Annotated in this window: 24 protein-coding genes; 6 read left to right on the top strand and 18 right to left on the bottom strand. The window is 45.6% G+C overall.

Annotation, left to right across the window (positions count from 1 at the left end; all coding sequences use genetic code 11):
* The 3 genes from R7190_RS17100 (at window position 1) to xni (ending at window position 4075) form a co-directional block, all read left to right on the top strand.
* Entirely contained in the window at window positions 1-1566 is a 1566-nt protein-coding gene (locus R7190_RS17100; RefSeq protein ID WP_005381978.1) for a sensor domain-containing diguanylate cyclase, read from the top strand.
* A 291-nt stretch (window positions 1567-1857) separates the two neighbouring features.
* On the top strand, window positions 1858-3234 hold the full coding sequence (gene ppnN / locus R7190_RS17095; protein WP_005383611.1) for a nucleotide 5'-monophosphate nucleosidase PpnN: 1377 nt from the start codon (window positions 1858-1860) through the stop codon (window positions 3232-3234).
* A gap of 58 nt (window positions 3235-3292) precedes the next feature.
* On the top strand, window positions 3293-4075 hold the full coding sequence (gene xni, locus R7190_RS17090) for a flap endonuclease Xni (protein WP_132937046.1): 783 nt from the start codon (window positions 3293-3295) through the stop codon (window positions 4073-4075).
* A 109-nt stretch (window positions 4076-4184) separates the two neighbouring features.
* Here the strand turns inward: xni and rlmM are convergent, their stop codons facing one another.
* The 7 genes from rlmM to pomA all read right to left on the bottom strand — a co-directional run bounded on the left by rlmM (window position 4185) and on the right by pomA (window position 11079).
* Window positions 4185-5276 (bottom strand): 23S rRNA (cytidine(2498)-2'-O)-methyltransferase RlmM, encoded by a 1092-nt coding sequence (gene rlmM / locus R7190_RS17085; RefSeq protein ID WP_085569904.1) that lies wholly within the window; start codon window positions 5274-5276, stop codon window positions 4185-4187.
* A complete protein-coding gene (locus R7190_RS17080; RefSeq protein ID WP_047010151.1) occupies window positions 5273-5671 on the bottom strand; it encodes a DUF423 domain-containing protein in 399 nt (132 codons plus the stop codon). Before R7190_RS17080 ends, rlmM begins: the two co-directional genes overlap by 4 nt.
* Window positions 5661-6284, bottom strand: coding sequence for an alpha/beta fold hydrolase (locus tag R7190_RS17075; protein WP_085569905.1), 624 nt, complete (start codon window positions 6282-6284; stop codon window positions 5661-5663). The genes R7190_RS17080 and R7190_RS17075 overlap by 11 nt, the downstream gene beginning before the upstream one ends.
* Window positions 6265-7185, bottom strand: coding sequence for a transcriptional regulator GcvA (locus R7190_RS17070; RefSeq protein ID WP_005383616.1), 921 nt, complete (start codon window positions 7183-7185; stop codon window positions 6265-6267). The genes R7190_RS17075 and R7190_RS17070 overlap by 20 nt, the downstream gene beginning before the upstream one ends.
* 510 nt (window positions 7186-7695) lie before the next feature.
* Window positions 7696-9144, bottom strand: a complete 1449-nt coding sequence (thiI, locus tag R7190_RS17065; RefSeq protein WP_318137585.1) for a tRNA uracil 4-sulfurtransferase ThiI — start codon at window positions 9142-9144, stop codon at window positions 7696-7698.
* Window positions 9145-9355: 211 nt separating this feature from the next.
* Entirely contained in the window at window positions 9356-10303 is a 948-nt protein-coding gene (locus tag R7190_RS17060; protein WP_042521210.1) for a flagellar motor protein MotB, read from the bottom strand.
* 14 nt (window positions 10304-10317) lie between these two features.
* Window positions 10318-11079 carry a flagellar motor protein PomA gene (gene pomA, locus R7190_RS17055; protein WP_005381564.1) on the bottom strand — a complete coding sequence of 254 codons (762 nt, stop codon included), beginning with the start codon at window positions 11077-11079 and terminating at the stop codon, window positions 10318-10320.
* A 263-nt stretch (window positions 11080-11342) separates the two neighbouring features.
* On the opposite strand from pomA, the gene xseB reads away from it, so the two are divergent.
* From xseB to dxs, 3 genes are read left to right on the top strand one after another with little or no spacing between them, the layout of a single operon-like run.
* Complete coding sequence (xseB, locus tag R7190_RS17050) at window positions 11343-11585, top strand: exodeoxyribonuclease VII small subunit (protein WP_005381566.1); 243 nt, start codon at window positions 11343-11345, stop codon at window positions 11583-11585.
* A 21-nt stretch (window positions 11586-11606) separates the two neighbouring features.
* The gene (gene ispA, locus R7190_RS17045; RefSeq protein ID WP_005383621.1) at window positions 11607-12491 is read left to right on the top strand and encodes a (2E,6E)-farnesyl diphosphate synthase; all 885 of its coding nucleotides are present in this window, start codon (window positions 11607-11609) and stop codon (window positions 12489-12491) included.
* 20 nt (window positions 12492-12511) lie between these two features.
* A complete protein-coding gene (gene dxs, locus R7190_RS17040) occupies window positions 12512-14377 on the top strand; it encodes a 1-deoxy-D-xylulose-5-phosphate synthase (RefSeq protein ID WP_005381568.1) in 1866 nt (621 codons plus the stop codon).
* A gap of 58 nt (window positions 14378-14435) precedes the next feature.
* On the opposite strand, the gene pgpA is transcribed toward dxs, so the two are convergent.
* The 11 genes from pgpA to crl all read right to left on the bottom strand — a co-directional run bounded on the left by pgpA (window position 14436) and on the right by crl (window position 23839).
* Window positions 14436-14942 (bottom strand): phosphatidylglycerophosphatase A, encoded by a 507-nt coding sequence (gene pgpA / locus R7190_RS17035; RefSeq protein ID WP_186584438.1) that lies wholly within the window; start codon window positions 14940-14942, stop codon window positions 14436-14438.
* Window positions 14943-15033: 91 nt separating this feature from the next.
* Window positions 15034-15999: a thiamine-phosphate kinase gene (thiL, locus tag R7190_RS17030; RefSeq protein WP_005381570.1), complete on the bottom strand. Its 966-nt coding sequence runs from the start codon at window positions 15997-15999 to the stop codon at window positions 15034-15036.
* 78 nt (window positions 16000-16077) lie between these two features.
* A complete protein-coding gene (gene nusB / locus R7190_RS17025) occupies window positions 16078-16545 on the bottom strand; it encodes a transcription antitermination factor NusB (protein ID WP_005381571.1) in 468 nt (155 codons plus the stop codon).
* Window positions 16545-17015 carry a 6,7-dimethyl-8-ribityllumazine synthase gene (gene ribE, locus R7190_RS17020; RefSeq protein WP_005381572.1) on the bottom strand — a complete coding sequence of 157 codons (471 nt, stop codon included), beginning with the start codon at window positions 17013-17015 and terminating at the stop codon, window positions 16545-16547. The genes nusB and ribE overlap by 1 nt, the downstream gene beginning before the upstream one ends.
* A gap of 169 nt (window positions 17016-17184) precedes the next feature.
* Complete coding sequence (ribBA, locus tag R7190_RS17015) at window positions 17185-18294, bottom strand: bifunctional 3,4-dihydroxy-2-butanone-4-phosphate synthase/GTP cyclohydrolase II (protein ID WP_005381573.1); 1110 nt, start codon at window positions 18292-18294, stop codon at window positions 17185-17187.
* Window positions 18295-18467: 173 nt separating this feature from the next.
* The gene (locus R7190_RS17010) at window positions 18468-19121 is read right to left on the bottom strand and encodes a riboflavin synthase (RefSeq protein ID WP_005381574.1); all 654 of its coding nucleotides are present in this window, start codon (window positions 19119-19121) and stop codon (window positions 18468-18470) included.
* 8 nt (window positions 19122-19129) lie between these two features.
* Complete coding sequence (ribD, locus tag R7190_RS17005) at window positions 19130-20257, bottom strand: bifunctional diaminohydroxyphosphoribosylaminopyrimidine deaminase/5-amino-6-(5-phosphoribosylamino)uracil reductase RibD (RefSeq protein WP_017635684.1); 1128 nt, start codon at window positions 20255-20257, stop codon at window positions 19130-19132.
* A 7-nt stretch (window positions 20258-20264) separates the two neighbouring features.
* Complete coding sequence (gene nrdR, locus R7190_RS17000) at window positions 20265-20714, bottom strand: transcriptional regulator NrdR (RefSeq protein WP_005381578.1); 450 nt, start codon at window positions 20712-20714, stop codon at window positions 20265-20267.
* 206 nt (window positions 20715-20920) lie between these two features.
* Window positions 20921-22171: a glutamate-5-semialdehyde dehydrogenase gene (locus R7190_RS16995; RefSeq protein WP_186584439.1), complete on the bottom strand. Its 1251-nt coding sequence runs from the start codon at window positions 22169-22171 to the stop codon at window positions 20921-20923.
* A gap of 17 nt (window positions 22172-22188) precedes the next feature.
* Entirely contained in the window at window positions 22189-23328 is a 1140-nt protein-coding gene (proB, locus tag R7190_RS16990) for a glutamate 5-kinase (RefSeq protein ID WP_017820604.1), read from the bottom strand.
* A 121-nt stretch (window positions 23329-23449) separates the two neighbouring features.
* Entirely contained in the window at window positions 23450-23839 is a 390-nt protein-coding gene (gene crl / locus R7190_RS16985; protein WP_186584440.1) for a sigma factor-binding protein Crl, read from the bottom strand.
* Between the last annotated feature and the right edge of the window lie 74 nt (window positions 23840-23913).

Below are 23913 nucleotides of genomic sequence, written 5' to 3'. Positions count from 1 at the left end.
ATGGGAATCTTGGAATCCGATATTCAGTCGCAGCTGCATCAGCTGAGTTGTCAACTTGACCAACTCAGACTGACTCATCGTGATACTTCACTCAAATTCAAACGTGAACAACAAGTTCTTAAACGCGTTGTGGCATCATTGTCTTCAGCTTGCCAGGGTTCGAACACTCAGGTATCCAACTACCTATTTGAAATCCAACAAGAGCTGCAACATCAAAAAGATATCAGCACTCTTATCCCGCGTTTAGCGGTATTAGAGAGGATGCTCAAACAGCAGTCGAAGACGATGGATAAACAGAACGGTTACCTTGACGAACAAATCAAGCACAGTGGTGAAACACTGCAACGTGTCACTGGCTTACCTGCGCAGTTAAAACGTGAACTACGGAACCTGATGAGTTTCTCTGAAGTTCACGCCAGCAATAAAGCTGATCAAGCCACTAAGCTACTGAGTATTTACGAACGCGCTCTGAAAATCATCACGTCTAATTCACGTCTACATCTTAGTGAATTTGAAAACAATCCTGACAGATCTCAACTTGAATGCTTAGCCAGCGACCTCCAACATACTATTACAGAGCTGGATTTCGAGGGAGAATCAGGCGATAGATTGCTGGATATTCGCGCTAAGTTGCTCCTTGGCGTGAGTGCCGAGTCTCTCATTGAGCTTACGCTCTCAACGCTGAAATTGGTTGTCGAAGCAACAAAGTTCGAGCGCGAGGCGTCTAGCCAATTCCTTGATCAGCTGAACACTTCTCTCGCAAGTAACCTAAAAACCGTTCATCAGAACGTCGACCAGCATCATACCTACTTTGAACACCGCCAAGAGCTCAACACAGAAATGAACAGCTTGGTTGAATTAAGCCAAAAGTCACTTAATCAAGCTCAAGATATCGCGGTTGTGAAAAAAGAAATCACGCCTCTTCTCGAAAAAATGGCGTCGCTGACAGAGCGACTGAAAATGACGGAAGAGCGAGAGCAAGCGCTGCAAGAGCGGTTAAGTTACAGTAAGAACCAACTCGAAGCGGTATTTGAAACTACGCAAGATTATCGTCGACGCTTAGATGACCAAGCTCAGCGTATGTTGCTCGACCCGCTGACTAAAGTTTATAACCGCACTGCATTTAACGATCGACTAGAGCTAGAGTATCGCCGTTGGATTCGCTCTCAGCAAAACCTTCGTGTTGTGCTATTTGATGTAGACAACTTCAAAGCGGTGAATGATAGCTATGGTTATACGGCTGGCGATAAAGCGCTGAAGATCATCGCTCGTACTATTAACAAGCGCGTATCAGAAACGGAAACAGTAGCTCGCTTTGGTGGCGAGGAGTTTATTCTACTCGTCCCGGAACAATCTGAAGAATACACACTGGATCTGATTAAGCATATCCAGCGTGATATTAGCCAATTACCCTTTAAGTTCCGTGAGCAAAATATCATGATTACCTTAGCTGCTGTATCGACGTCTTTCAAAGAGTCCGATACGCCAGAGTATGTACTCGATCGTCTTGGCAAGATGCTTGCGGACGCTAAAAAACGTGGAACAAACCAGCTTAACTGGAGCTAAGATTCGTACAAAAAGCGAGCAAACAAACCAAATTTGGTGCAATCTACGCTTTATAACCACCCATTTTCAACGAGTTATCACATTTCTTCCCTTTTAGTCTGCTAAGCTGTAAAAACCCAAGTCACTTCAAGATGATGTATTTATAAAAGGCAAATGTATCATCTTGAGGTTGCTTGGGAGTTGATAACCATAAAACCAAATCGGCCAACTACCTTTCATCAAACCATACGTATAACACCCAAAAGGTAAGTTGGTACTTTCCCTCAAATTAATGCAACACAAGGAGGCGTTATGATTACCCATATAAGCCCCGCTGGTAGCATGGACTTGCTATCTCAACTAGAAGTAGAGCGCTTAAAGAACACAGCCTCGAGTGAACTTTATCAGCTGTACCGTAATTGCACATTAGCGGTGTTGAACTCCGGTAGCCATACCGATAACTCGAAAGAACTGCTCGATAAATACCAATCGTTTGATGTCAACGTCGTGCGTCGTGAGCGTGGTATTAAGCTTGAGCTGACTAATCCGCCAGAGCACGCTTTTGTTGACGGCGAAATAATTAAAGGTATCCAAGAGCATCTGTTCTCCGTATTGCGTGATATCGTTTACGTAAACATGCATTTGGCAGACGCCCAGCGGCTCAACCTTACTAACCCAATTCACATTACGAACCTCGTGTTCGGCATTCTTCGTAATGCCAGAGCATTAACTCCAGGTATCGCACCGAATCTTGTCGTATGTTGGGGTGGTCACTCTATCAATGGAGTGGAGTATCAGTACACACGTGAAGTGGGTAACGAACTGGGCCTGCGTGAACTTAACATCTGTACAGGTTGCGGCCCTGGCGCAATGGAAGGGCCGATGAAAGGTGCAGCGATTGGGCACGCAAAGCAACGTTACACTCAGCAACGTTATCTTGGTTTAACCGAGCCCTCGATTATTGCGGCCGAGCCACCAAACCCAATAGTAAATGAGCTGGTCATCATGCCCGACATCGAAAAGCGCTTGGAAGCTTTCGTCCGTATGGCTCATGGTATCGTTATTTTCCCAGGTGGCCCGGGCACAGCGGAAGAGCTACTGTACATTCTTGGCATCATGATGCACCCGGATAACGCCGATCAGCCAATGCCTATCGTATTAACAGGACCAAAAGAGAGTGAAGAGTACTTCCGCTCTATTGATGAGTTCATTCGCGACACACTTGGTGAGGAAGGGCAAAAGCACTACGAGATCATCATTGACGACCCGGCAGAAGTCGCTCGTATTATGAAACGCTCCATGGACTCGGTACGCCTTCACCGAAAAGAGAAAGGCGATGCGTACAGCTTTAACTGGTCATTGAAAATTGAGCCAAACTTCCAACTGCCATTTGAACCTACTCATGAGTCGATGGAACAATTGGATTTAAGCCTAGATCAAGAACCGCAAGTTTTAGCGGCCAACTTGCGTCAAGCCTTCTCTGGCATAGTTGCAGGTAACGTAAAGGCTGAAGGTATTCGAGAAATAGAACGTAGAGGGCCTTTCACCATTCATGGCGACGCAGTCCTCATGAAAAAACTCGATAAGTTGCTAAAAGACTTTGTCGAACAGCACCGAATGAAATTACCTGGCGGTTCAGACTACGAACCGTGTTATCGAATCGCTCACCCGGAAATTGGTGGTCGATAGTCAGGCTAGCATTCGTTACACTAGGGGCATTACGCCCCTTTTTTATTGCTAAGTCATTATGTCTATTCATCTTGTTATCATTGATGCCCTAAACCTGATCCGCCGAGTGCACTCAGCACAACCAGATCCAACCGACATAGCAAGAACCATAACCACAACGCAAAGAACCCTCACTCGCATTCTGTCAGAGGCCAACCCGACACACATCATCGCAGTTTTTGATCACCACGAACAAGACAGAGGTTGGCGCGCTGAAACTCTCCCTGACTATAAGCAAAACCGAAAACCAATGCCTCTGCCACTACTGCAAGGGTTAGATGCGATTCAACAAGCGTGGTGGGAGCAAGGTATTGATTCATTGCTGTCTGAAGGCGATGAAGCAGATGATTTGGTTGCTACACTCGCAACGAAAGTGGCCAGCCATGGTGAAAAAGTCACCATCGTTTCGACTGACAAAGGTTACTGCCAGCTACTTTCCCCTACCCTACAAATCCGTGATTATTTCCAACATCGTTGGTTAGATGAACCATTTATCGAAAAAGAGTTCGGCGTAAAACCAAGTCAACTAGCGGATTACTGGGGATTGACAGGGATAAGCTCTAGCCAGGTTCCGGGCGTACCTGGAATTGGCCCGAAAGCAGCGAAAGAGATTCTCACTCAGTTTGAGAGTATTGAAGCTGCCTACGCTAGTGAAGATCTCGTACCGAAATACCGTAAAAAATTGGATGAGCACATTGAGTCTGCTCGTTTATGTAAACGCGTCGCCGCTTTAAAGTGCGATATAGAACTAGGCTTTAACTTGCAAGATATTCGCTTTTTAGGGCCAAACAAAGCGGAGTAGTGTCCGATGGTAGTTTCACACCATGAAATCCGGCAGATATTAAAAAAGCGCCATTTGAAGGCGCTTTTTCTATTCTAATCACTATTCCCAAAAGACTCGGGGAATAAAGTTAGTAAGGTGAAATATTCGACAGACATTGGATATGAATCGTGATCTCTTCACGATCATGATACAAATGTTTAGCTTGTAGCTTGAACTTTACCTTATTATCAATGAGGAACTGCTTCAGATTTTCAAGGTCTTGCAGCACTTCGTCATAACGCCCTTTCATTGGCAGCTTAAGGTTAAAGATAGCCTCTTTTGCCCAACCTTTTAACAGCCACTGTCCCATCAGGTGAGCAACACGAGCTGGCTTTTCCACCATGTCACAAACAATCCATGTTACGTTCTTGCGGTCTGGTTCGAACTTAAAACCATCCACCATATGGTGCTTGATCTGGCCAGTTTCCATCAAACTGTCTGCCATCATGCCGTTATCAACGCAGTGAACGAACATTGAGCGCTTCACTAATTGGTACGTCCAACCGCCTGGACATGCACCTAAATCCACACCCCACATACCTGGTGCCAAACGCTCATCCCACTCTTCACGTGGAATAAAGACATGAAATGCTTCTTCCAGTTTAAGTGTTGAACGACTTGGGGCGTCTGCTGGGAATTTAAGGCGAGGGATACCCATGAAGAACTGTGAGTTGTTGTCAGTGTAAGAGTAACCAACGTAACAGTGGCCAGGCTCAACAAAGCAAATGTGCAGTACTGGTTTTTTCGCGTTATCTTTGTTCAGCATTAAGCCTTTGCCGCGCAACGCTTGACGCATTGGGACGGTAAACTTACGGCAGAATTTCAGTAGCTCTTTCGCTTCATTTGTATCTGGCGTTTCAACTCTCAAATCACCACAACGAGGGAATGCTTCGATGTCTGCTAGTTCATTCAAAATTGGACTAATTCGGTCATCACTTGGCAACGATTGAAACTCAGCTGCTACCGCAAACATTTGTCGAGCAAAAATTAAAGACTTAAAGTCTAAACCTCTCGCAAGTTTGTCGGCATCTCCATCTTGGTAACATTCGAAGACAACATAACCTGAGTTTCTCTTCACACGAGGGAAGCCATACACTTCCAACTGTGTCGCTTTGTCCTGAATTTCACCAGCACACTCTTTCTCAAAGCCAGAACGGCAATAGAGCATTAGTTGTTTCACTTGGAGACCTCTTTGATATTGAACGCAGCAAAAAAGAACAGACACCAACCAATCATGAACAGCAACCCTCCTACAGGAGTAATTGGCCCAAACCACTTAATGCCCGTCAGCGCCAGCGCGTAAAGACTGCCGCTAAAACAAAAGATGCCGATAATAAAGCAAATCGCCGCAATGAAAAAATACTTTTGTGCTTTTTGTCCCAAATTGAGCAGAAGCAGAATGGCACAAAACACAATCGCCAACGTGTGAATAAATTGATACAGAACTCCGGTCTCAAATACACCGAGCAAATAAGGGGCCAGTGTCGCTTTTAGCCCATGAGCAGCAAATGCTCCAAGAGCGACCGAAAGCAGCCCAGACAAACCAGAGAATGAGAGTAACCACTTACTTTTCACTGTACACCTCTTGTATAAACGCCGCTAACTGCTCTATCGCGAGTGCAATGTTACCCACTTCAGTATGACCTGAGATCTTGCGCGGTTTGAAGCTGTGGTCACCATCAGGTAAAAAGCTCACCGTTACTTGTGACGAAAGGACGAAATCATCGAATTCCTCACGCTTACCAAAGGTGTCTCGTTCCCCTTGCAGAATCAGCGTAGGTTTCTCAATGGTTGCTAAGTGCTCGCCTTTGTATTTCTCTGGCTTTCCTGGTGGGTGAAATGGAAACCCTAAACAGGCAATGCCCGCCACCAGCTCATTTTCAGCCAACAAGCTCGACATACGACCGCCCATTGACTTACCACCAATAACCACGGGAGAAGAAGTAAAGTGAGCGATCACTTCGCTGTATGCTTCGAGCAACTTTGGCGCGCGATCGGGCGGACGCTTTTTGCCATCTTCCGAACGTTTCACCATGTAAGGGAAATTAAAACGCACTACACGAATACCTTGCTCCACTAATCCTTTGGCGACAGCTGTCATGAAGTCATGCTCCATCCCCGCACCTGCGCCGTGAGCAAAAATAAACAGCGGTCCGTTTTCAGGCCCCTCAGCTATCCAGTGATTCATCCAATACTTCCTCTTGTTCTTTTCTCGCGGTTGCTAACATCCAGTCTCTAAACGTTGCGATTCGGCCCATATCTGCCTGCTGTTCATGACACACCACATAGAATGCATTCTTAGATATCAACACCTCGTCGAATGGTGCAATGAGTCGTCCGGCTTCCATTTCAGGTTTGGCGAGTACGTTGTTACCGAGCGCGACCCCCTGACCGTGCGCAGCAGCCTGTAGCACCATCGTTGAGTGACTAAAAATAGGACCGTGGTTTACGTTGATGCCTTCAATGTTGTAATGACGAGCAAACTGCTTCCAGTCTTTACGCGAAGTATCGTGTAACAAAGTATGTAATTTGAGGTCACTTAAAGATTCTAATGGTTTGTTACCCAAAAGTAATGAAGGTGAACAAAGTGGGATCAAAAACTCTTGGTACAATTTATCTGCTCGCAAACCTGGCCAGTTCCCACGGCCATAGTAGATCGCCACATCAACATCATCAGTCAGTGAGCCTTCATCCATATCTACGGCTTTAATACGTACATCGATATCGGGCTCTTGAGCATTAAAATCGGCCAAACGAGGTACAAGCCATTGGATAGCAAAACTCGGCGGTAGGCTAATCGTCAATGCCCCTTTTTCGCTACGTTCCAACACCTTATCTGTCGCTTCCGCAATCGAGGTGAAAATATCTTTGATATCGAGAAAGTAACTTTGGCCTTCTTCTGTTAACAACAAAGAACGATTACGTCGACGGAAGAGCTTCAATGATAAGAACTCTTCAAGCGCTTTAATCTGGTGACTGACCGCGGCTTGAGTAACAAATAACTCTTCTGCTGCTCGTGTAAAACTGAGATGACGAGCAGCCGCTTCGAAGACTCGAAGCGAATTTAATGGAGGCAATCTGCGAGACATATGGGACCTCTAATAGGATTAGTTTTTTTAATCTGAAACATTATAAAATGTCCGTTGTCGAACAGCCAGATAAATTCTATATTTCACCCCGCAACACGGGCCTGAACGGCTTGATTTCTTTGGAAATCAATTGGCTTCGTTGTTGCGATGTTGTGTTTGCAAACTCGTATTTCGAGTTAGGTAGATTTCTACCATAATGTTTTGTCCACACTCCCTGTGACAAAACATATACTTCCTGTATTTATTTTTGACCTGTCTGTCAAATTTGTTACACCGCCTAAATTAGGCGGTGTTTTTTTATCTATCAAAAATCTCATCCGCATATCTGGCAGCAATATCACTTTATTACTCTTCTTTCGGATTAATTATCGTTATATCAACACAAAGTGTATGGCTTTGCGATGAGCCTCAACATTATGCTAAGTAATGGTTGTCTGTAACGCGATCAAAAACAAAAAAGGCGCAAATTGATGTCTCAATTTGCGCCTTTTAACGTATTTTAACAGTCAGCTATGGACGGTAAACTTTTACGTTGCTGAAGCCTTGCTCTTGCAAGTAAAGCGCTTGCAGACGGCTCATCACACCGCGGTCACAGTAAAGTAGGTATGTCTTAGACTGGTCTAAGTCACCAAACTGTGTACCCAGCTTGTAGAAAGGGATATGTTTCACATCCACACCTTCGATTTCAAGTGGGTTATCGTCTTCCTCTTCAGGACTACGAATATCTAGCACAACCGCGTGCTCTTCTACCGCTTGAACTTGCTCTACTTCTGGTGCGGCTTGCTCAGACTCTTTCGCGATATCACGAATGTCCATCATGCGAGCTTCTTGAACCACTTGCTCAAGGATACTGAAGTCGAATTTCTCTTCTTCAGCTTCTAGCTTGCCTTTCACCGCTTTCACGGTTGGCCTCTTAGAGATAACACCACAGTATTCTGGCATTGTCTTTGCGAAATCTTCTGTGCCGATTTCACGTGCTAGATTGATGATGTCTTCTTTATCCCAGTTGATAAGTGGACGCAGAATCAGCGTGTCAGTTACGTTATCGATGTGGCGTAGATTGGTTAGCGTTTGGCTCGATACTTGACCTAGTGCTTCACCTGTTACCAATGCTTCGATCTTCATCTTCTGAGCGATCATGCCTGCTGCACGCATAAACATACGCTTCAAGATCACGCCCATTTGGCCGTCATCGACTTTCTCTAGGATTTCCGCAACCACAGGCTCGAAATCAACTGAGATAAAACGTACTTTTGCTGAAGAACCGTATTTGTTCCATAGGTAGTGAGAAACCTGCTTAACGCCGATTTCGTGTGCTGGACCACCTAAGTTAAAGAAGCAGTAATGTACTTTTGAACCACGCTTGATATGAAGATAGCTTGAAACACCAGAATCGAAACCACCCGAGATCAGGCTTAACACGTCTTCTTGCGTACCCAGAGGGAAACCACCTAGGCCTTTATGACGAGACAATACTTGGTTTAGCTTGTCGTTCGAGACTTCTACCTTGATCGTCACGTCTGGGTTTCGTAGCTTAACACTAGCGCTTTCAATCGCTTGATTTAAACCACCGCCTACATAACGCTCTAGTTCAATGGAGGTAAAGTCATGCTTGCCACGACGCTTCGCACGTACAACAAAGGTTTTATTTTCGAGTGCAGCACGGTTGAGTTCTAGCACTTGCTCGAAGATATCGTGCAAGTCTTTAAATTCAGTTTGCTTCACTTCCAGTACGTGGTGAATGCCTGGTGTATGAGTCAAAACCTCAAGAACTTCAGCGTGGAATTCGTTACTCTCAGAGGTCACTTCAATGTGATCACGACGGTTAAATACCGCGACAGACTCCGTGCGGCTCTTAATGATGTTACGAATGTTGCACTCTAAAATCTTTGTGAAGCGCTTACGCACAGATTCACTTTTTACAAAAATTTCTGGATGGGGCTTTACAATAAATTTCATAGTCTAATTCGCAGGTTAGTTTCGCAATCAACAAAGAGTGACACTCAACTTCAATACTTCATACGCAGTAAAACCGCGTTTCAGTCACAAAAAGTAGTCTGAGCTCACTTTTAAGGCGCAAGATTATACACCCAAGCGGATTGGAAAAACAAAAAAAGCGAGCAATCTGCTCGCTTTCTTATCTCTTTACTGACTTAAAACTAAAGCCTAGTTATTGAATTACCGGCACTTCTTCACTGTAGAGAGGCTCGCCTTGCATAATGCTGATTTCAACCCGTCGGTTAAGCGCGCGATTTTCATCAGAATCATTCGGTAACAAGGGTTCCGTATCCGCCATGCCTCGTACTCTTAAACGTTGATGAGAGAAGCCTCTCACTTTCTCCATCTCTTGCGCGACTGATACTGCACGCTGAGAAGAGAGATCCCAGTTAGAACGATAAAGTTCCGAGTCTAGCGGTCGATTGTCTGTATGGCCAGATACTCGCACAATGCCTGGCACGTCTTTTACTAGCTCTGCAATCTGACGAACTAAAGGACGAAACTTAGGCTGCAAGAAAGCCGAACCTTCTGGGAATGCACCTTTTTCACGCATACGTATAACAATCTGCTGACCGAGGTTTTCAACTTCAATGGCGCCTTGCTCAATCTCTCGCTCTAAGGCTTTCTTGATGCTTTCCATCAAGGTTTCCATCTCTTGCGACATCTCTTTAGATTGCTGTTGTTGCATGTCCGCTTCGGCAGACTCATTGTTTTGAGTTGACGTTTCTGGCGATTGCCCACCCGTTAACTTGCCTTCATCACGTTTTGTGCCACCAGCTCGATCAGACTCCCCTTCATGAAATTCGAGCGTCTGCTGAGTGATGTCCATGGTTTGCTGCATGATGACATCAATCGGAGTTGGTTCCGGCCGACCCGGTCGAAACTCTTGGGCAATAATGCTAGTGCCTTTGGGAATGTCTTTCACTTCAAGCTGATTTTGCACACCGAAGGCAAATTTCATTGACCCTGCAATTTGTTTGAACTTCAGTACATCCATCTCAGAAAACGAGAGCAGAAGAACAAAGAAACACATCAGTAGCGACATCAAATCTGCGAATGTCCCCATCCATAACGGGAGGCCAGGTGGCGGACAATCGCATTTGTTATCTTCATCATCCATCACGACTCTCCAAGTTACTCGTCAATCTCAAGGGCACGTTTACCTTCATTGAGGTAGTTCTTCAAGTAACTATCGATCACTCGCGGGTTTTGGCCATCTTGAATCGCTAATACGCCATCCATGATCAAACGGCGATTTAGCGTTTCTTGGTCACGGCGAAGAGAAAGCTTATCCGCAATAGGGAAAAACACCATATTGGACAGGATCGCGCCATACAATGTGGTCAAGAGTGCAACGGCCATTGCTGGTCCAATCGCTTTAGGGTCATCCATGTTTGAAAGCATCGCAACAAGACCAACCAAGGTACCAATCATTCCCATCGCAGGAGCAACGTCGCCAAAGGCGCGAAATACACCAGTACCTTGCGTATGTCGTTCATCTGTAAGCGCGATGTCTTTTTTGAGTGCCGCTCTCACAACGTCGGCATCATGGCCATCAACCAGTAGATCAATGCCTTTCTGCATGAATGTGTTGTTTATTTCCATCTCTTCAAGAGCAAGAAAACCACCTTTACGCGCCGCATCGGCCATTTCCACAATTTTTGCGATCAGGTCTTCGGGTTCATCCGCTTTAAACATGAAGGCTTTGCCAGCAATCTTTGTCGCACCAAAAAACTGTCCCATTGTGAACTTCATCAACACGACGAATATTGAGCCACCAACGACAATAAGGATCGACGTGACATCGACAAACATGCCGATGCTGCCACCAAGCACCATCGCCATAATGACGAATGCAAAACCACCAATCAAACCTAATAGGGTTGCTAAATCCACAAAGCACTCCTCACGCTATACTCAAATACTGCCATTGGGCGGATTATTACCTGTATCGACAACTCGCGCAGAATTTTTAGAAAAATCTTAGCTAATGGATCACAAATTACACCTAACAACCTCAACCAAAATATGGGGTTTCACCGCTTAGACTCGTTGAACGCTAATTTTGTGACAATTATATAAGGTTAAATTTGACCAAGTTACTAGGCTAAGGTAACTTTCGTGCATCTTACCCGAGGCTTGATTAAGGCAGAAAAAAGATGGCGGTCAAGAAACCAGAAAACATGACCTTTGAAGCAACCATTGAAGAGCTTGATAGCTTGGTTGATCAATTAGAAAATGGCGATCTTGCTCTAGATGATGCCCTGCGTAAGTTTGAACGAGGCATTGCCTTAGCTCGTGCAGGCCAAACTAAATTAAGCGACGCCGAACAGCGCGTGAGCATTCTTCTTAGTGAAGATGATGAAGCACCACTGAGTGACTTCAAACCAGATTCAGAATAACAATCAGTAGTGAGCAATGTGATGCAACAGACATTGACGTCTTTTCAACAAAGAAACAATCAGCAATTGAATTTGTGGCTCGATCAGCTTCCATATCAAGAGCAGCCATTGATTCAAGCAATGAAATACGGCCTTTTGCTAGGTGGAAAACGCGTTCGCCCTTTTCTTGTTTACATCACAGGTCAAATGCTCGGCTGTAAACCTGAAGACTTAGACACCCCAGCCGCTGCTATCGAATGTATACATGCCTACTCACTCATTCATGATGATCTGCCAGCCATGGACGATGATGAACTGCGTCGAGGTCAACCAACTTGTCATATTAAGTTTGATGAAGCAACCGCAATACTGACAGGTGATGCACTACAAACCCTTGCCTTCACTATTATTGCTGATGGTCAATTAAGCCCGGCGGCAGAAGCTCAACGCATCAACATGATCAAAGCATTAGCGCATTCTTCTGGTGCCAGCGGCATGTGTGTAGGGCAAGCTTTAGATTTAGGCGCGGAAAATCGCCAAGTTTCTCTTGAAGAAATGGAAGAGATACACCGTAAAAAAACCGGAGCTCTGATTGATTGTGCGGTAAAATTAGGTGCATTAGCTGCTGGTGAGAAAGGTATCGAGGTTCTACCTCACTTGGAGCGCTACTCAAAAGCAATTGGTTTGGCGTTTCAGGTTCAAGACGATATTCTTGATATCATCAGTGACACAGAAACACTGGGTAAGCCTCAAGGTTCCGACCAAGGTCTGAATAAGAGCACTTATCCTTCCCTGCTGGGTTTAGAGGGAGCCATAGAGAAAGCTCACACTCTGTTACAGGAAGCACTTCAAGCATTGGAAGCTATCCCATACAATACTCAGTTACTCGAAGAGTTCGCCCGATATGTCATCGAGCGCAAAAATTAACACTATAAGCGCGCATTTATATGACTCTTGATATTTCAAAGTACCCAACACTGGCGTTAGCAAATACACCGGAAGAATTACGTCTTCTTCCGAAAGAAACATTACCAAATCTGTGTGATGAACTGCGAACGTATCTGCTAAATTCAGTGAGCCAATCTAGCGGACACTTAGCGTCTGGCTTAGGCACCGTAGAGCTAACTGTCGCTCTGCATTATGTTTACAACACCCCTATCGACAAATTGATCTGGGATGTTGGTCATCAGGCTTACCCGCACAAAATCCTCACCGGACGTCGCGATAAAATGCCAACAATTCGCCAAAAGGATGGTCTACACCCTTTCCCTTGGCGTGAAGAAAGTGAATATGACACTTTGTCTGTCGGTCACTCTTCGACATCTATCAGTGCAGGCCTTGGCATGGCCATCAGCGCACAAAAAGAAGGCAAAGGCCGTAAAATTGTCAGTGTGATTGGCGATGGCGCAATTACAGCAGGCATGGCATTCGAAGCCATGAACCACGCTGGCGACGTTCATCCTGATATGTTGGTGATTTTGAACGACAACGAAATGTCGATTTCAGAAAACGTCGGCGCCCTGAATAACCACCTTGCAAAGGTACTTTCTGGTAGCTTATACACTTCTATCCGTGAAGGCGGCAAGAAAGTGCTGTCTGGTGTTCCACCTATTAAAGAGTTGGTTCGCCGTACGGAAGAGCACCTAAAAGGCATGGTAGTGCCTGGTACTCTGTTCGAAGAGTTCGGCTTTAATTACATTGGCCCGATTGATGGGCACGACGTCAATGAACTCGTCAAAACGCTGAAAAATATGCGTGAGCTCAAAGGCCCTCAGTTCCTACACATCATGACCAAGAAAGGCAAAGGTTATGAGCCGGCCGAGAAAGATCCTATCGGCTACCATGGTGTTCCTAAATTCGATCCAACGCATAATTGTCTGCCGAAGAGCAGTGGCGGTAAGCCAACTTACTCAAAGATCTTCGGTGACTTTTTATGTGACATGGCGGCCCAAGATCCTAAGCTAATGGCAATTACGCCAGCAATGCGCGAAGGATCAGGTATGGTGCGTTTCTCAAAAGAGTACCCAGACCAATACTTTGATGTGGCGATTGCTGAGCAGCACGCAGTGACACTTGCAACAGGTATGGCAATTGCGGGCGATCATCCAATCGTAGCTATCTATTCGACTTTCTTGCAACGTGGTTATGACCAACTGATCCACGACATCGCGATCATGGATTTACCAGTGATGTTTGCGATCGACCGCGCAGGTCTCGTTGGCGCAGATGGTCAAACTCACCAAGGTGCGTTCGATTTGAGCTTTATGCGCTGTATTCCGAACATGGTGATCATGGCGCCAAGCGACGAAAACGAGTGCCGACAAATGCTTTACACTGGCCATAAGCATTCTGGCCCGAGTGCGGTTCGATACCCTCGTGGTAGCGGCATGGGCGTAGAAATCGAAACTGAGTTTACGGCGTTAGAAATCGGTAAAGGGCGCATGGTTCGCCAAGGTGAAAAAGTTGCTATTCTGAGCTTTGGTACTTTCTTGGGTAACGCGCTAGAAGCGGCAGAATACCTTAACGCCACTGTTGCTGATATGCGCTTTGTGAAGCCGCTCGATGAAGCATTAATTCGTCAATTAGCCGCAGATCATGACGTGCTCGTGACGTTAGAAGAAAATGTTATCGCAGGTGGTGCAGGTGCGGGTGTCGTTGAGTTCATGATGAAAGATAAAATCATTAAGCCAGTCTTAAACCTAGGTTTACCCGATGAGTTTATTCATCAGGGAACACAAGATGAACTGCATGAAGAGCTTGGTCTCGATGCAAAAGGAATCGAAAAATCCATCTTGGATTATTTAGCAAAATAGCATGTAAAAAGGGATGCTCATGGCATCCCTTTTTTACGTCCAGTGTTTAGTTCATGGTTTAATTCATCCAGCCAGCGTATTTTGCGACTAGAAACAGGGCAACACCGGCCATAACTCCCGCCACGATATCATCAACCATAATACCCAGCCCACCGTGAACTCGCTTATCTAGCCACCCAATTGGCCAAGGTTTTACCATATCGAAAAAACGAAACAAGATGAAGCCAGTGATCAACCACTTCCATTCAGTGAGTGGAATATTCAGCGCAGGTACAATGCTCATCGTAATCCAAAAGCCCGCAAACTCATCCCATACGATTGAACCATGATCATGCACCTTCATGTCTGCAGACGTCACTTGGCATATTTGAATGCCGACCACACACGAAATCAGAACAACAATGACATACGCCGTAAATGGTAATTGTGCCAACAACAAAAATAAAGGCACGGCCGCCAGTGTGCCCATTGTTCCAGGGATAAACGGGGATAATCCACTGCCAAAACCCGTCGCCAATAGATGCCACGGGTTCTTTAATGAAATCAGAGAAAGAGGGTTGGTCATATCCTTAAACCTATACTGCTAGTTTGGTTTCAATCGTCATGCCTGCGAGTTACTCAATAGTAACAGGCTCTTGGCTAGAGCTTAGCTCAGATCATTTAAAGTGGTCGAAGCCACTTAAGTCCCAATCAAGTGGTTGATTGTTATCATGCAGCTCGAAGGTTCCATTTGGTCGGATTTGACCAATACATGTGACCTTACATCCAGTATGAGATAAAGCACTTTGTAACGAGCCTCGATTTTGCTCCGGCACGGTAAAACACAACTCGTATTCTTCACCACTTGCTAAAGCATACTGCTGCGCGCTGATCTTATCATCTAAAAACTGGACTAATTCTGAAGAGATCGGTAGCTGAGAGACATCAATGCTCACCCCAACCTGAGATCGCTGTAAAATATGCTTAATATCAGAGATTAAACCATCTGAAATATCTATCGCCGAAGAGGCTAAGCCAACAAGAGCTTGTCCAGCAAGCACACGCGGAGAACTAAGGTAATGAGCTCGCTCTAGTGCTTCCGCGCCGGCTCTACTGCGCAGAGAGTCATCTAGAATCACATCCAAGCCAGCTTTTGCATCGCCAAGGTTTCCCGTTACGTATACCCAATCCCCAGGCTTGGCGCCGGATCGCGTGAGCGCTTTGTCTTCAGGTACAAAACCTTGCACCGTCAGTGTCAGACACAATGGGCCTTTGGTGGTATCACCGCCTATTAACTGAATACCATAGTAATCAGCCAGTTCGAAAAATGCATCACAGAAAGGTGCAAGCCATTCTTCATCTGGCTCAGGCATCGTTAATGCAAAGCTCACCCACGCAGGCGTTGCGCCCATCGCCGCCAAATCACTGATGTTAGAAGCCAATGCTTTGTGTGCGACCCATGCTGGGTTCGCGTCGGCTAAGAAATGCGTTCCAGCTACCAATGTATCCGTGCTAATCGCAATCTGAACATTAGCTGGCGCTTTGACCAAAGCGCAATCATCACCAGCGGCTAGATGGACATCTTTACGTTGGCTCTGACGACCGACGAAGTATTTGTCTATCAGATTAAATTCACCAGACATAATTCACTTACTTTTTGATGTAAAAGCTTTTGATACAAAAAAGGTCAGCATGTGCTGACCTTTTCATTGAAGAAATCGTTATTTCTTACGAATGTGAGGTGCTGCTTTATCAAGTACACCATTCACAAACTTGTGGCTATCTTCTGCTGCGAAAACTTTTGCAAGTTCAATCGCTTCATTGATAACAACTTTGTAAGGAACATCTTCGCGACGAGTCATCTCGTACATAGCAAGGCGAAGAAGAGCAAGTTCCATCATATCTAAATCCTGCATAGGACGAGAGATGTATGGACGAATTTTGCTATCTAGCTCAGCGTGGCTAAGTACAACACCGCTTAATAGTTCACGGAAGTAAGCTACGTCTGTCTCTGGAGCAGCAAGCGCTGGCTCAGATGCATGAAGTTCTTCTTCATCGTATTTGTCGCCAGACAAAAACTGTTCTTCAATCTTGGCAACATTCTCTTTAGTAATTTGCCATGAGTAGATCGCCTGTAGAGCGAATTGACGTGCGTTACGACGTGCGGCTGGTTTCACACTGGCCCCCATTAGGAATCAATTTCAGATAGTACATTAATCATTTCAAGTGCGCTTAGTGCAGCCTCTGCACCTTTATTACCAGCCTTGGTTCCTGCGCGTTCAATCGCTTGATCGATCGTATCAACAGTCAAAACACCAAATGCTACTGGAATGCTGAATTCCATAGACACTTGTGCTAGACCTTTGTTCATTTCACTACAAACATAGTCAAAGTGAGGCGTTCCACCGCGAATAACAGACCCTAGAGAAACAATAGCGTCGAATTTGCCAGTTTTAGCAACACGCTGAGCTACTAGAGGTAGTTCTACGGCACCTGGACAACGCACAACCGTGATGTTGTCTTCGCTTACTTGTCCGTGACGCTTTAGTGTATCGATCGCACCAGAAAGTAGGCTTTCGTTAATAAAACTGTTGAAACGAGAAATAACGATAGCAATTTTTGCATTTGGCGCTGGGAAGCCACCCTCGATCACTTTCATAAGCTTTCCTTTAACTCTATTTATAAGTGAAATATGTTCATCAAGTGAGAATCGCCGGATTCTAGCACAAATTTGTGAGCAATATCTAATGGAAATTGGAGGCAAATCACTGGCTCCTAGCCATTGACGAGTTAAGCACGTCAAAGACTAGGAACTTATTGTTCGGTTGTTACTCGCAGACGTACTCAACAACGTTCAGACCAAAACCACCTAACGCGTGGTACTTTTTGTTGGTCGATGACAGAAGACGCATATCATGTACACCGAGATCCGCAAGAATCTGTGAACCAACGCCAACACGGCGAGACGTGCCTTGTTTTTTAGCAAGCGTTGGTGCTTCACCTTTGTCTTGCGCTTCGAACATCTTCACGCGATGAATAAGTAGATCGGTCGATTCTTCATGGCCAAGAACAACCAGTACACCGCCCTCTTCACCAATGCGTTTCATTGCCTTATCTAGTGTCCAGCTGCGTTCTGCATTACGATCGCTACGTAGTAAGTCGGTAAAAACGTCTTGAAGATGAACGCGAACCAGTGGCGCTTTTTCTTTCAAATCGCCCTTGCACATTGCGTAGTGCACTTGGTTATCAATGGTGTCTTTGTACGTGACTAACGTGAACTCGCCAAACTCTGTCGGTAACTTGCACTCTGCCACACGTTCAATCGTTGTCTCAGTGTTATTGCGGTACTCAATTAGGTCGGCAATAGTGCCCAATTTAATACCGTGCTTCTCTGCAAAGATCTCTAGATCTGGGCGACGAGCCATCGTGCCGTCGTCATTTAAGATCTCAACAATCACCGATGCTGGCTCTAAACCAGCAAGACGAGCCAAATCACAGCCAGCTTCAGTGTGACCTGCGCGAGTCAGTACACCGCCGTCTTGAGCTGCGAGAGGGAAGATGTGACCAGGCTGCACCAAATCCGCAGCTTTAGCGTTTGGCGCGACTGCTGCTTGAACGGTACGTGCGCGATCTGCGGCTGAAATACCAGTCGTTACCCCTTCTGCTGCCTCAATCGAAACAGTAAAGTTGGTGGTGTATTGCGCATTATTGTCTTGCACCATTGGTGGCAGACCTAGACTTTCGCAACGATCTTTGGTCATGGTTAAACAAATCAGGCCACGGCCATAGGTTGCCATAAAGTTGATGGCTTCCGGCGTAATATGCTCGGCAGCCATGATCAAGTCACCTTCATTCTCGCGGTCTTCATCATCCATTAGGATGACCATTTTGCCTGCGCGAATATCATCAATAATTTCTTGTGGCGTACTGATTGGCATAGTCTGTTATCCCGTTATTCTAAATTTGTTATTGCGACAGCAATGAAAAATTACGTTGCAGTGAATGCTAGTTAGGTCAATAGTTTGAGCTTTGCATTAAGCAAGTCAATGAATCTCGCGGTGTTCTGTGAGTCTGCTCTTTATCGCATGCCTCACGCAGCCACTCCCAAGACTTATGCAAAACCGTTTTGCTGTAAAAAGTCCATCGTGATACGAGACTCGGCCTTATCTTCTTGTTGTCCTTGCAGTAAACGCTCCATATAACGCGCAAGTACATCAACTTCTAAGTTGACTTTGCGCCCCACTTGAAACTGGTCAATCGTAGTTTCTTCACTCGTATGAGGAACGATCGTCAGCTTAAAAGCATTTTTACGTAAGTCGTTGACGGTTAGGCTAATACCATCAACAGTAATCGAGCCTTTCTCTGCAACGTACTTGCTAATTTCCGCAGGCATTGCAACCCAAAACTCTATCGCACGGCCAACTGAATTGCGTTCGACAATTTCACCAACCCCATCGACATGGCCAGAAACGATATGTCCACCCAATCGCGTTGTTGGCAACATGGCTTTTTCTAGATTCACCTTATCGCCTACTTGGTATTCAGCAAACCCAGTTTTCTTCAAGGTTTCTAATGACAGATCAGCACTGTAATAGTGGCTTCCGAAGTCAACTACCGTTAAGCAAACACCGTTGGTCGCAATGCTATCGCCTAACTTAACGTCTGACATATCAAGCGTACCCGTTTCAACCGTGACGGTGATGTCTTCGCCCTTCGGCGTAATCGCAGCTAACTTGCCAACTGCTTCTACTATTCCTGTAAACATACTATTTCTTATCTAATTTCATTACGTTTTATGGTGGCCGTGATGCGAATGTCTACCCCAACCATACGAACGTCTGTAATGTTTAAATCTATGACGTCAGCCATAGCGCTTAACCCTAAAGCACCGATAAGCCCCCGACCATCGCTGCCCATGAGTTTTGGCGCAAGGTAAACAATGAGCTCATCTACAAGATTAGCCTTTATCATCGCACTCGCTAGCGTAGCTCCAGCTTCAACCCATAAGTGATTGATATGGTGCTCATCAGAGATACGCTTTAATGTCGTTGATAAGTCAATTTGGTCAGCGCTGTCCAATAGAGGGATACAGTCTCCATCAGAGCGAACAATAACTCGTTCTCCATCGGTATGGAACAGCTTGAGCGCATCAGTTAAATGGTTCTGACGGTCTAAGATTACACGTACTGGTTGACGAAGCTCTTCTTGTAAATACTGCGCTTGAACACTATTAGGTAAGTCATCCCAGCGCACATTGAGTGATGCATTATCATCAATCACCGTTTTGCTAGTAGAAAGAATGCCACCACTTATCGCTCGATAACGCTGCACATCTTGGCGGGCCGCTGGGGAGGTGATCCATTGGCTCTGACCATTACTGAGTGCGCTTTGCCCATCCAAACTGGCTGCCATTTTTAATTGAACAAACGGCATGCCTGTACGCATGTACTTTATAAAACCAGGGTTAAGGGCAAGGGCATCTTGCTCTAACAAGCCGATTTGTACTTCAATTCCGGCATCACGTAACATCTGGATGCCGCGACCTGCAACTTTCGGGTTTGGGTCTACCATGGCGCAAACCACACGTGCCACTTTGGCTTTAATCAGCCCTTCGGCACATGGCGGTGTACGGCCGTAATGAGAGCAAGGCTCTAGCGTCACATAAGCGGTTGCACCAACTGCTTTTTCACCCGCCATGCGCATCGCGTGCACCTCGGCATGCGGCTCACCAGCACGATGGTGATAACCTTCACCGACAATTTCTTCATCACGAACGATGACACACCCTACATTTGGATTAGGGGCGGTGGTATAAATGCCACGTTTCGCTAACTTAATAGCTCGTGACATCATGGCGAAATCTAAATCAGAAAACGCTCTTTCAAGAGTGTGTTGAGTCATGAGCTACTCAGTCTTCTAGGCGGGCAATCTCTTCGCCAAACTCGCGAATATCTTCAAAGCTGCGGTAAACGGAAGCGAAACGAATGTAAGCCACCTTATCGAGCTCTTTGAGCTGGTCCATGACTAAATTACCAATCATTTCACTCGGAACCTCTCGCTCACCCGTCGCACGCAGTTGTGATTTGATCATACTGATCGCTAACTCTATAGAATCGGCACTCACTGGGCGTTTCTCTAAAGCGCGTTGAATACCGCCAACCATTTTATCTTCATCAAATGGTTCACGGTTGCCATTCGATTTGATCACTTTAGGCATCACTAACTCTGCGCTTTCAAACGTAGTGAAACGCTCGCTACACGCCAAGCACTGACGGCGACGTCGAACTTGATGGCCATCAGCCACTAAGCGGGAATCAATAACTTTGGTATCGTTCTCGGAACAAAAAGGACAATGCATATCACCTCCATATCTATACCAAAATAACCTCATGAGCAATCACGGATAACCACGCGTTCATGGTTATACGGACTCTATTAAAGCTATTTGGGTATAACGCTTTCAAACCGAAATAAAAGCTCATGTAGTGTAGCGGAATTGGTATGTTAGACAAAACAAAAAGGGGCGCAAAGGCCCCTTTTTCACTCAAGATCTCGTCGAATGTGTTAACTGCGTGCTAAGTAGTTCGCTTTACCAACCCACTTGTAGCTAGTTAGCTCTTCTAAGCCCATCGGACCGCGTGCATGTAGCTTTTGCGTAGATACTGCGACTTCTGCGCCAAGGCCAAATTGCGCACCGTCTGTAAAGCGCGTTGAAGCATTCACATAAACCGCCGCCGAACCGACAGAATTGATGAACAGCTCTGAGTTTTCCAAGCTATTGGTCATGATCGCATCTGAGTGGCTCGCGTTATGGACACGCATATGATCAATGGCATCTTTCACATCAGACACAACTTTTACACCAAGAGTGTAGCTCAACCATTCCGTATCAAAGTCACCTTCAACAGCATCGCGAATTTGTGTTGCTTGAGGCATCAGTGCTTTTGCCTTAGGCTCTGTCACGAAGGTCACTTTATCGTTCATGCGCTCTACGATCATTGGTAGGAATTGCGCTGCAATTTTTTCATGCACGAGCAGCGTATCTAATGAGTTACACGCAGATGGACGTTGAACTTTAGAGTTCTCAACCACATTCAGGGATTTCTCTAGATCAGCGGATTCGTCGACAAAGATATGGCTGATACCAAAGCCACCAATAATCACCGGAATCGTGCTGTTTTCTTTACACATTTTGTGTAGGCCAGCACCACCGCGTGGAATGATCATGTCGACGTAATCGTCCAACTTAAGCAATTGAGAAACAAGCTCACGATCTGTTTTTTCAATGTACTGCACAGAAGCGGCTGGAAGGTTCGCCTTTGCGAGCGCAGACTGAATAACCTTCACTAATTCCATATTCGAGAAAAAGGTCTCTTTGCCACCACGTAAAATGCTTGCGTTGCCGGTTTTCAAGCACAACGCTGCGATATCAATGGTTACGTTTGGACGCGCTTCATAAATTACGCCCACGACACCAAGCGGCACGCGACGACGAGACAGTGACATCCCATTTTCCAGTACCTTACTGTCTATTTCGCTGCCTACAGGATCGTTCAAGCTAATGACGTTGCGAACATCATTCGCAATTGCAGTCAATCGTTCTTCATTAAGCAAAAGGCGATCGAGCAGCGCATCGGTTAAACCCGCTTCACGGCCAAGTTCGATGTCTTTAGCGTTTGCCGCCAAAATAGCAGCAGAGTTTGCTTCTAGCTCATCAGCAATGATGGCTAATGCTTGGTTTTTTTGCGCAGTTGACGCTGTCGCTAATTCGAAAGCTGCATCTTTAGCAGCTTTACCCATATTCGTTAAATCCACTTTGCTTCCCTCTAATTCTATTCCTGAATGACGACCAAATCATCGCGGTGAATCACCTCAGAGCCATAATCATGACCCAAAATAGAGATGATATCTTTACTGTGCTTACCCGTAATTTTAGTTAGGTCATCACTTGAGTAGGCGCTGATGCCACGAGCCACCAACTTACCGTGAGCGTTTGTTACACGCGCCACTTCGCCTCGTGCGAAGTCACCACTAACTTTGATGACCCCTTTAGCAAGTAGGCTACTGCCCTTGCCGACCACAGCATTGACTGCACCATCATCAATAATGATGTCGCCCGATGCCGCAGGTCCCGCTAGAATCCAGCGTTTACGGTTCTCTAAGGCTTCAGCGCAAGGTAGGAAGCGCGTGCCCTGAGGTTCAGCACTTAAAGAGTCAAAGATAACATTCGGCGCACTACCAGCAGCAATAATAACCTCTATACCTGCGCGGCGAGCGATGTCTGCGGCTTGCAGCTTCGTTGCCATACCACCAGTACCCAATGTTGTACCGCTTCCACCTGCGATTTTACGCAGCGTATCGTCGATGGTTTTTACTTCCTTGATAAGCTCTGCGTTCGGATCTCTACGAGGGTCAGCAGTAAACAGACCTTTTTGGTCCGTTAAAAGCAAGAGCTTATCTGCACCACATAAAATGCCTACCAAAGCGGAAAGGTTGTCGTTATCGCCAACTTTAATCTCGCTAGTCGCAACGGCATCATTTTCGTTTACGATAGGAACAATATCGTTCGCAACGAGCGCATTAATAGTGTCACGCGCGTTAAGGAATCGCTCACGATCTTCTAAATCGGCACGGGTTAGTAGCATTTGGCCGATCTTGATACCATAAATACCAAACAAAGACTCCCATGTTTGAATCAAGCGACTCTGCCCCACCGCGGCAAGTAACTGCTTACTCGCCATCTCGTTGGGCAATGCGGGGTAACCAAGATGCTCACGGCCTGCTGCAATCGCACCAGACGAAACCATTACGATTGAATGGCCTTGTTTTTTAAGCTCAGCACACTGGCGTGCTAACTCAACCATGTGTGCACGGTCGAGTGCCAGAGTGCCGCCTGTCAGCACACTTGTACCCAGTTTCACAACGACAGTTTGTGGTTGTGAAACAACTGCATTTTGTTGATTCGTTGTCATGATGTCTTCTGAAGTGAAAAACAAATAAAGAGAGGATGTTTTAACAATCAAATAGGGAATTAACAAGAGAAAAGGTGCGTTTTCGCACCTTTTTGTTTGGTATTAAATGAAAACAACCAAATTAAGCGAAATCGAAAGACTCCGTGTGATATTCGACTTCTAATTTGAAGTGTTCTTCTAAAGTATCAACCAGCTTTTGATGGAATGTGCTCTGCGTGAGATACACTTCCTCTACCACTTTTTTGGGAAGGGCTTCAGATACCCATTGCCCTTCTTTGTTGTACTTGCCAATATGATATTTAGCAGTAAAGCCTCCCTTGATGGATTCCAAATCCATCCACCAGCCCCAAAATTCACGCTTCTCAGGCGATTTTTTGTCGTCTACACATACAGATAAACAATCAAAATAATAGCGCCCTTCTTGCGATTGTGGTTCGCGCAGGTAAGGCCCTATCGCCTTCAACTTTGACATCAAGCGAAAGTGAGTCGGGCCCTGAGTCGTCTCTGACATATGAATCTCCGTTTTCATAGTTAAAAGTAAACACCCAAGAATGATTATTATTTTTAATTATCATGAGCTTATTT

The organism is Vibrio sp. 1078-1, from assembly GCF_033340475.1.
Note: the sequence above shows the minus strand (reverse complement) of the source record. Positions and strands in the feature narration are given on the sequence as shown.

What these genes read in the sequence shown, in the direction of transcription:
- ribD (WP_017635684.1), bottom strand. Translation starts at nt 20,257, where the DNA reads ATGACTCAACACACTCTTGAAAGAGCGTTTTCTGATTTAGATTTCGCC.
- ispA (WP_005383621.1), top strand. Translation starts at nt 11,607, where the DNA reads ATGCAACAGACATTGACGTCTTTTCAACAAAGAAACAATCAGCAATTG.
- ribE (WP_005381572.1), bottom strand. Translation starts at nt 17,015, where the DNA reads ATGAAAGTGATCGAGGGTGGCTTCCCAGCGCCAAATGCAAAAATTGCT.
- R7190_RS17010 (WP_005381574.1), bottom strand. Translation starts at nt 19,121, where the DNA reads ATGTTTACAGGAATAGTAGAAGCAGTTGGCAAGTTAGCTGCGATTACG.
- proB (WP_017820604.1), bottom strand. Translation starts at nt 23,328, where the DNA reads ATGACAACGAATCAACAAAATGCAGTTGTTTCACAACCACAAACTGTC.
- xseB (WP_005381566.1), top strand. Translation starts at nt 11,343, where the DNA reads ATGGCGGTCAAGAAACCAGAAAACATGACCTTTGAAGCAACCATTGAA.
- ribBA (WP_005381573.1), bottom strand. Translation starts at nt 18,294, where the DNA reads ATGCCAATCAGTACGCCACAAGAAATTATTGATGATATTCGCGCAGGC.
- R7190_RS17070 (WP_005383616.1), bottom strand. Translation starts at nt 7,185, where the DNA reads ATGTCTCGCAGATTGCCTCCATTAAATTCGCTTCGAGTCTTCGAAGCG.
- R7190_RS17100 (WP_005381978.1), top strand. Translation starts at nt 1, where the DNA reads ATGGGAATCTTGGAATCCGATATTCAGTCGCAGCTGCATCAGCTGAGT.
- ppnN (WP_005383611.1), top strand. Translation starts at nt 1,858, where the DNA reads ATGATTACCCATATAAGCCCCGCTGGTAGCATGGACTTGCTATCTCAA.
- nrdR (WP_005381578.1), bottom strand. Translation starts at nt 20,714, where the DNA reads ATGCATTGTCCTTTTTGTTCCGAGAACGATACCAAAGTTATTGATTCC.
- dxs (WP_005381568.1), top strand. Translation starts at nt 12,512, where the DNA reads ATGACTCTTGATATTTCAAAGTACCCAACACTGGCGTTAGCAAATACA.
- crl (WP_186584440.1), bottom strand. Translation starts at nt 23,839, where the DNA reads ATGTCAGAGACGACTCAGGGCCCGACTCACTTTCGCTTGATGTCAAAG.
- R7190_RS17075 (WP_085569905.1), bottom strand. Translation starts at nt 6,284, where the DNA reads ATGAATCACTGGATAGCTGAGGGGCCTGAAAACGGACCGCTGTTTATT.
- thiI (WP_318137585.1), bottom strand. Translation starts at nt 9,144, where the DNA reads ATGAAATTTATTGTAAAGCCCCATCCAGAAATTTTTGTAAAAAGTGAA.
- R7190_RS17060 (WP_042521210.1), bottom strand. Translation starts at nt 10,303, where the DNA reads ATGGATGATGAAGATAACAAATGCGATTGTCCGCCACCTGGCCTCCCG.
- pgpA (WP_186584438.1), bottom strand. Translation starts at nt 14,942, where the DNA reads ATGACCAACCCTCTTTCTCTGATTTCATTAAAGAACCCGTGGCATCTA.
- thiL (WP_005381570.1), bottom strand. Translation starts at nt 15,999, where the DNA reads ATGTCTGGTGAATTTAATCTGATAGACAAATACTTCGTCGGTCGTCAG.
- xni (WP_132937046.1), top strand. Translation starts at nt 3,293, where the DNA reads ATGTCTATTCATCTTGTTATCATTGATGCCCTAAACCTGATCCGCCGA.
- nusB (WP_005381571.1), bottom strand. Translation starts at nt 16,545, where the DNA reads ATGGGGGCCAGTGTGAAACCAGCCGCACGTCGTAACGCACGTCAATTC.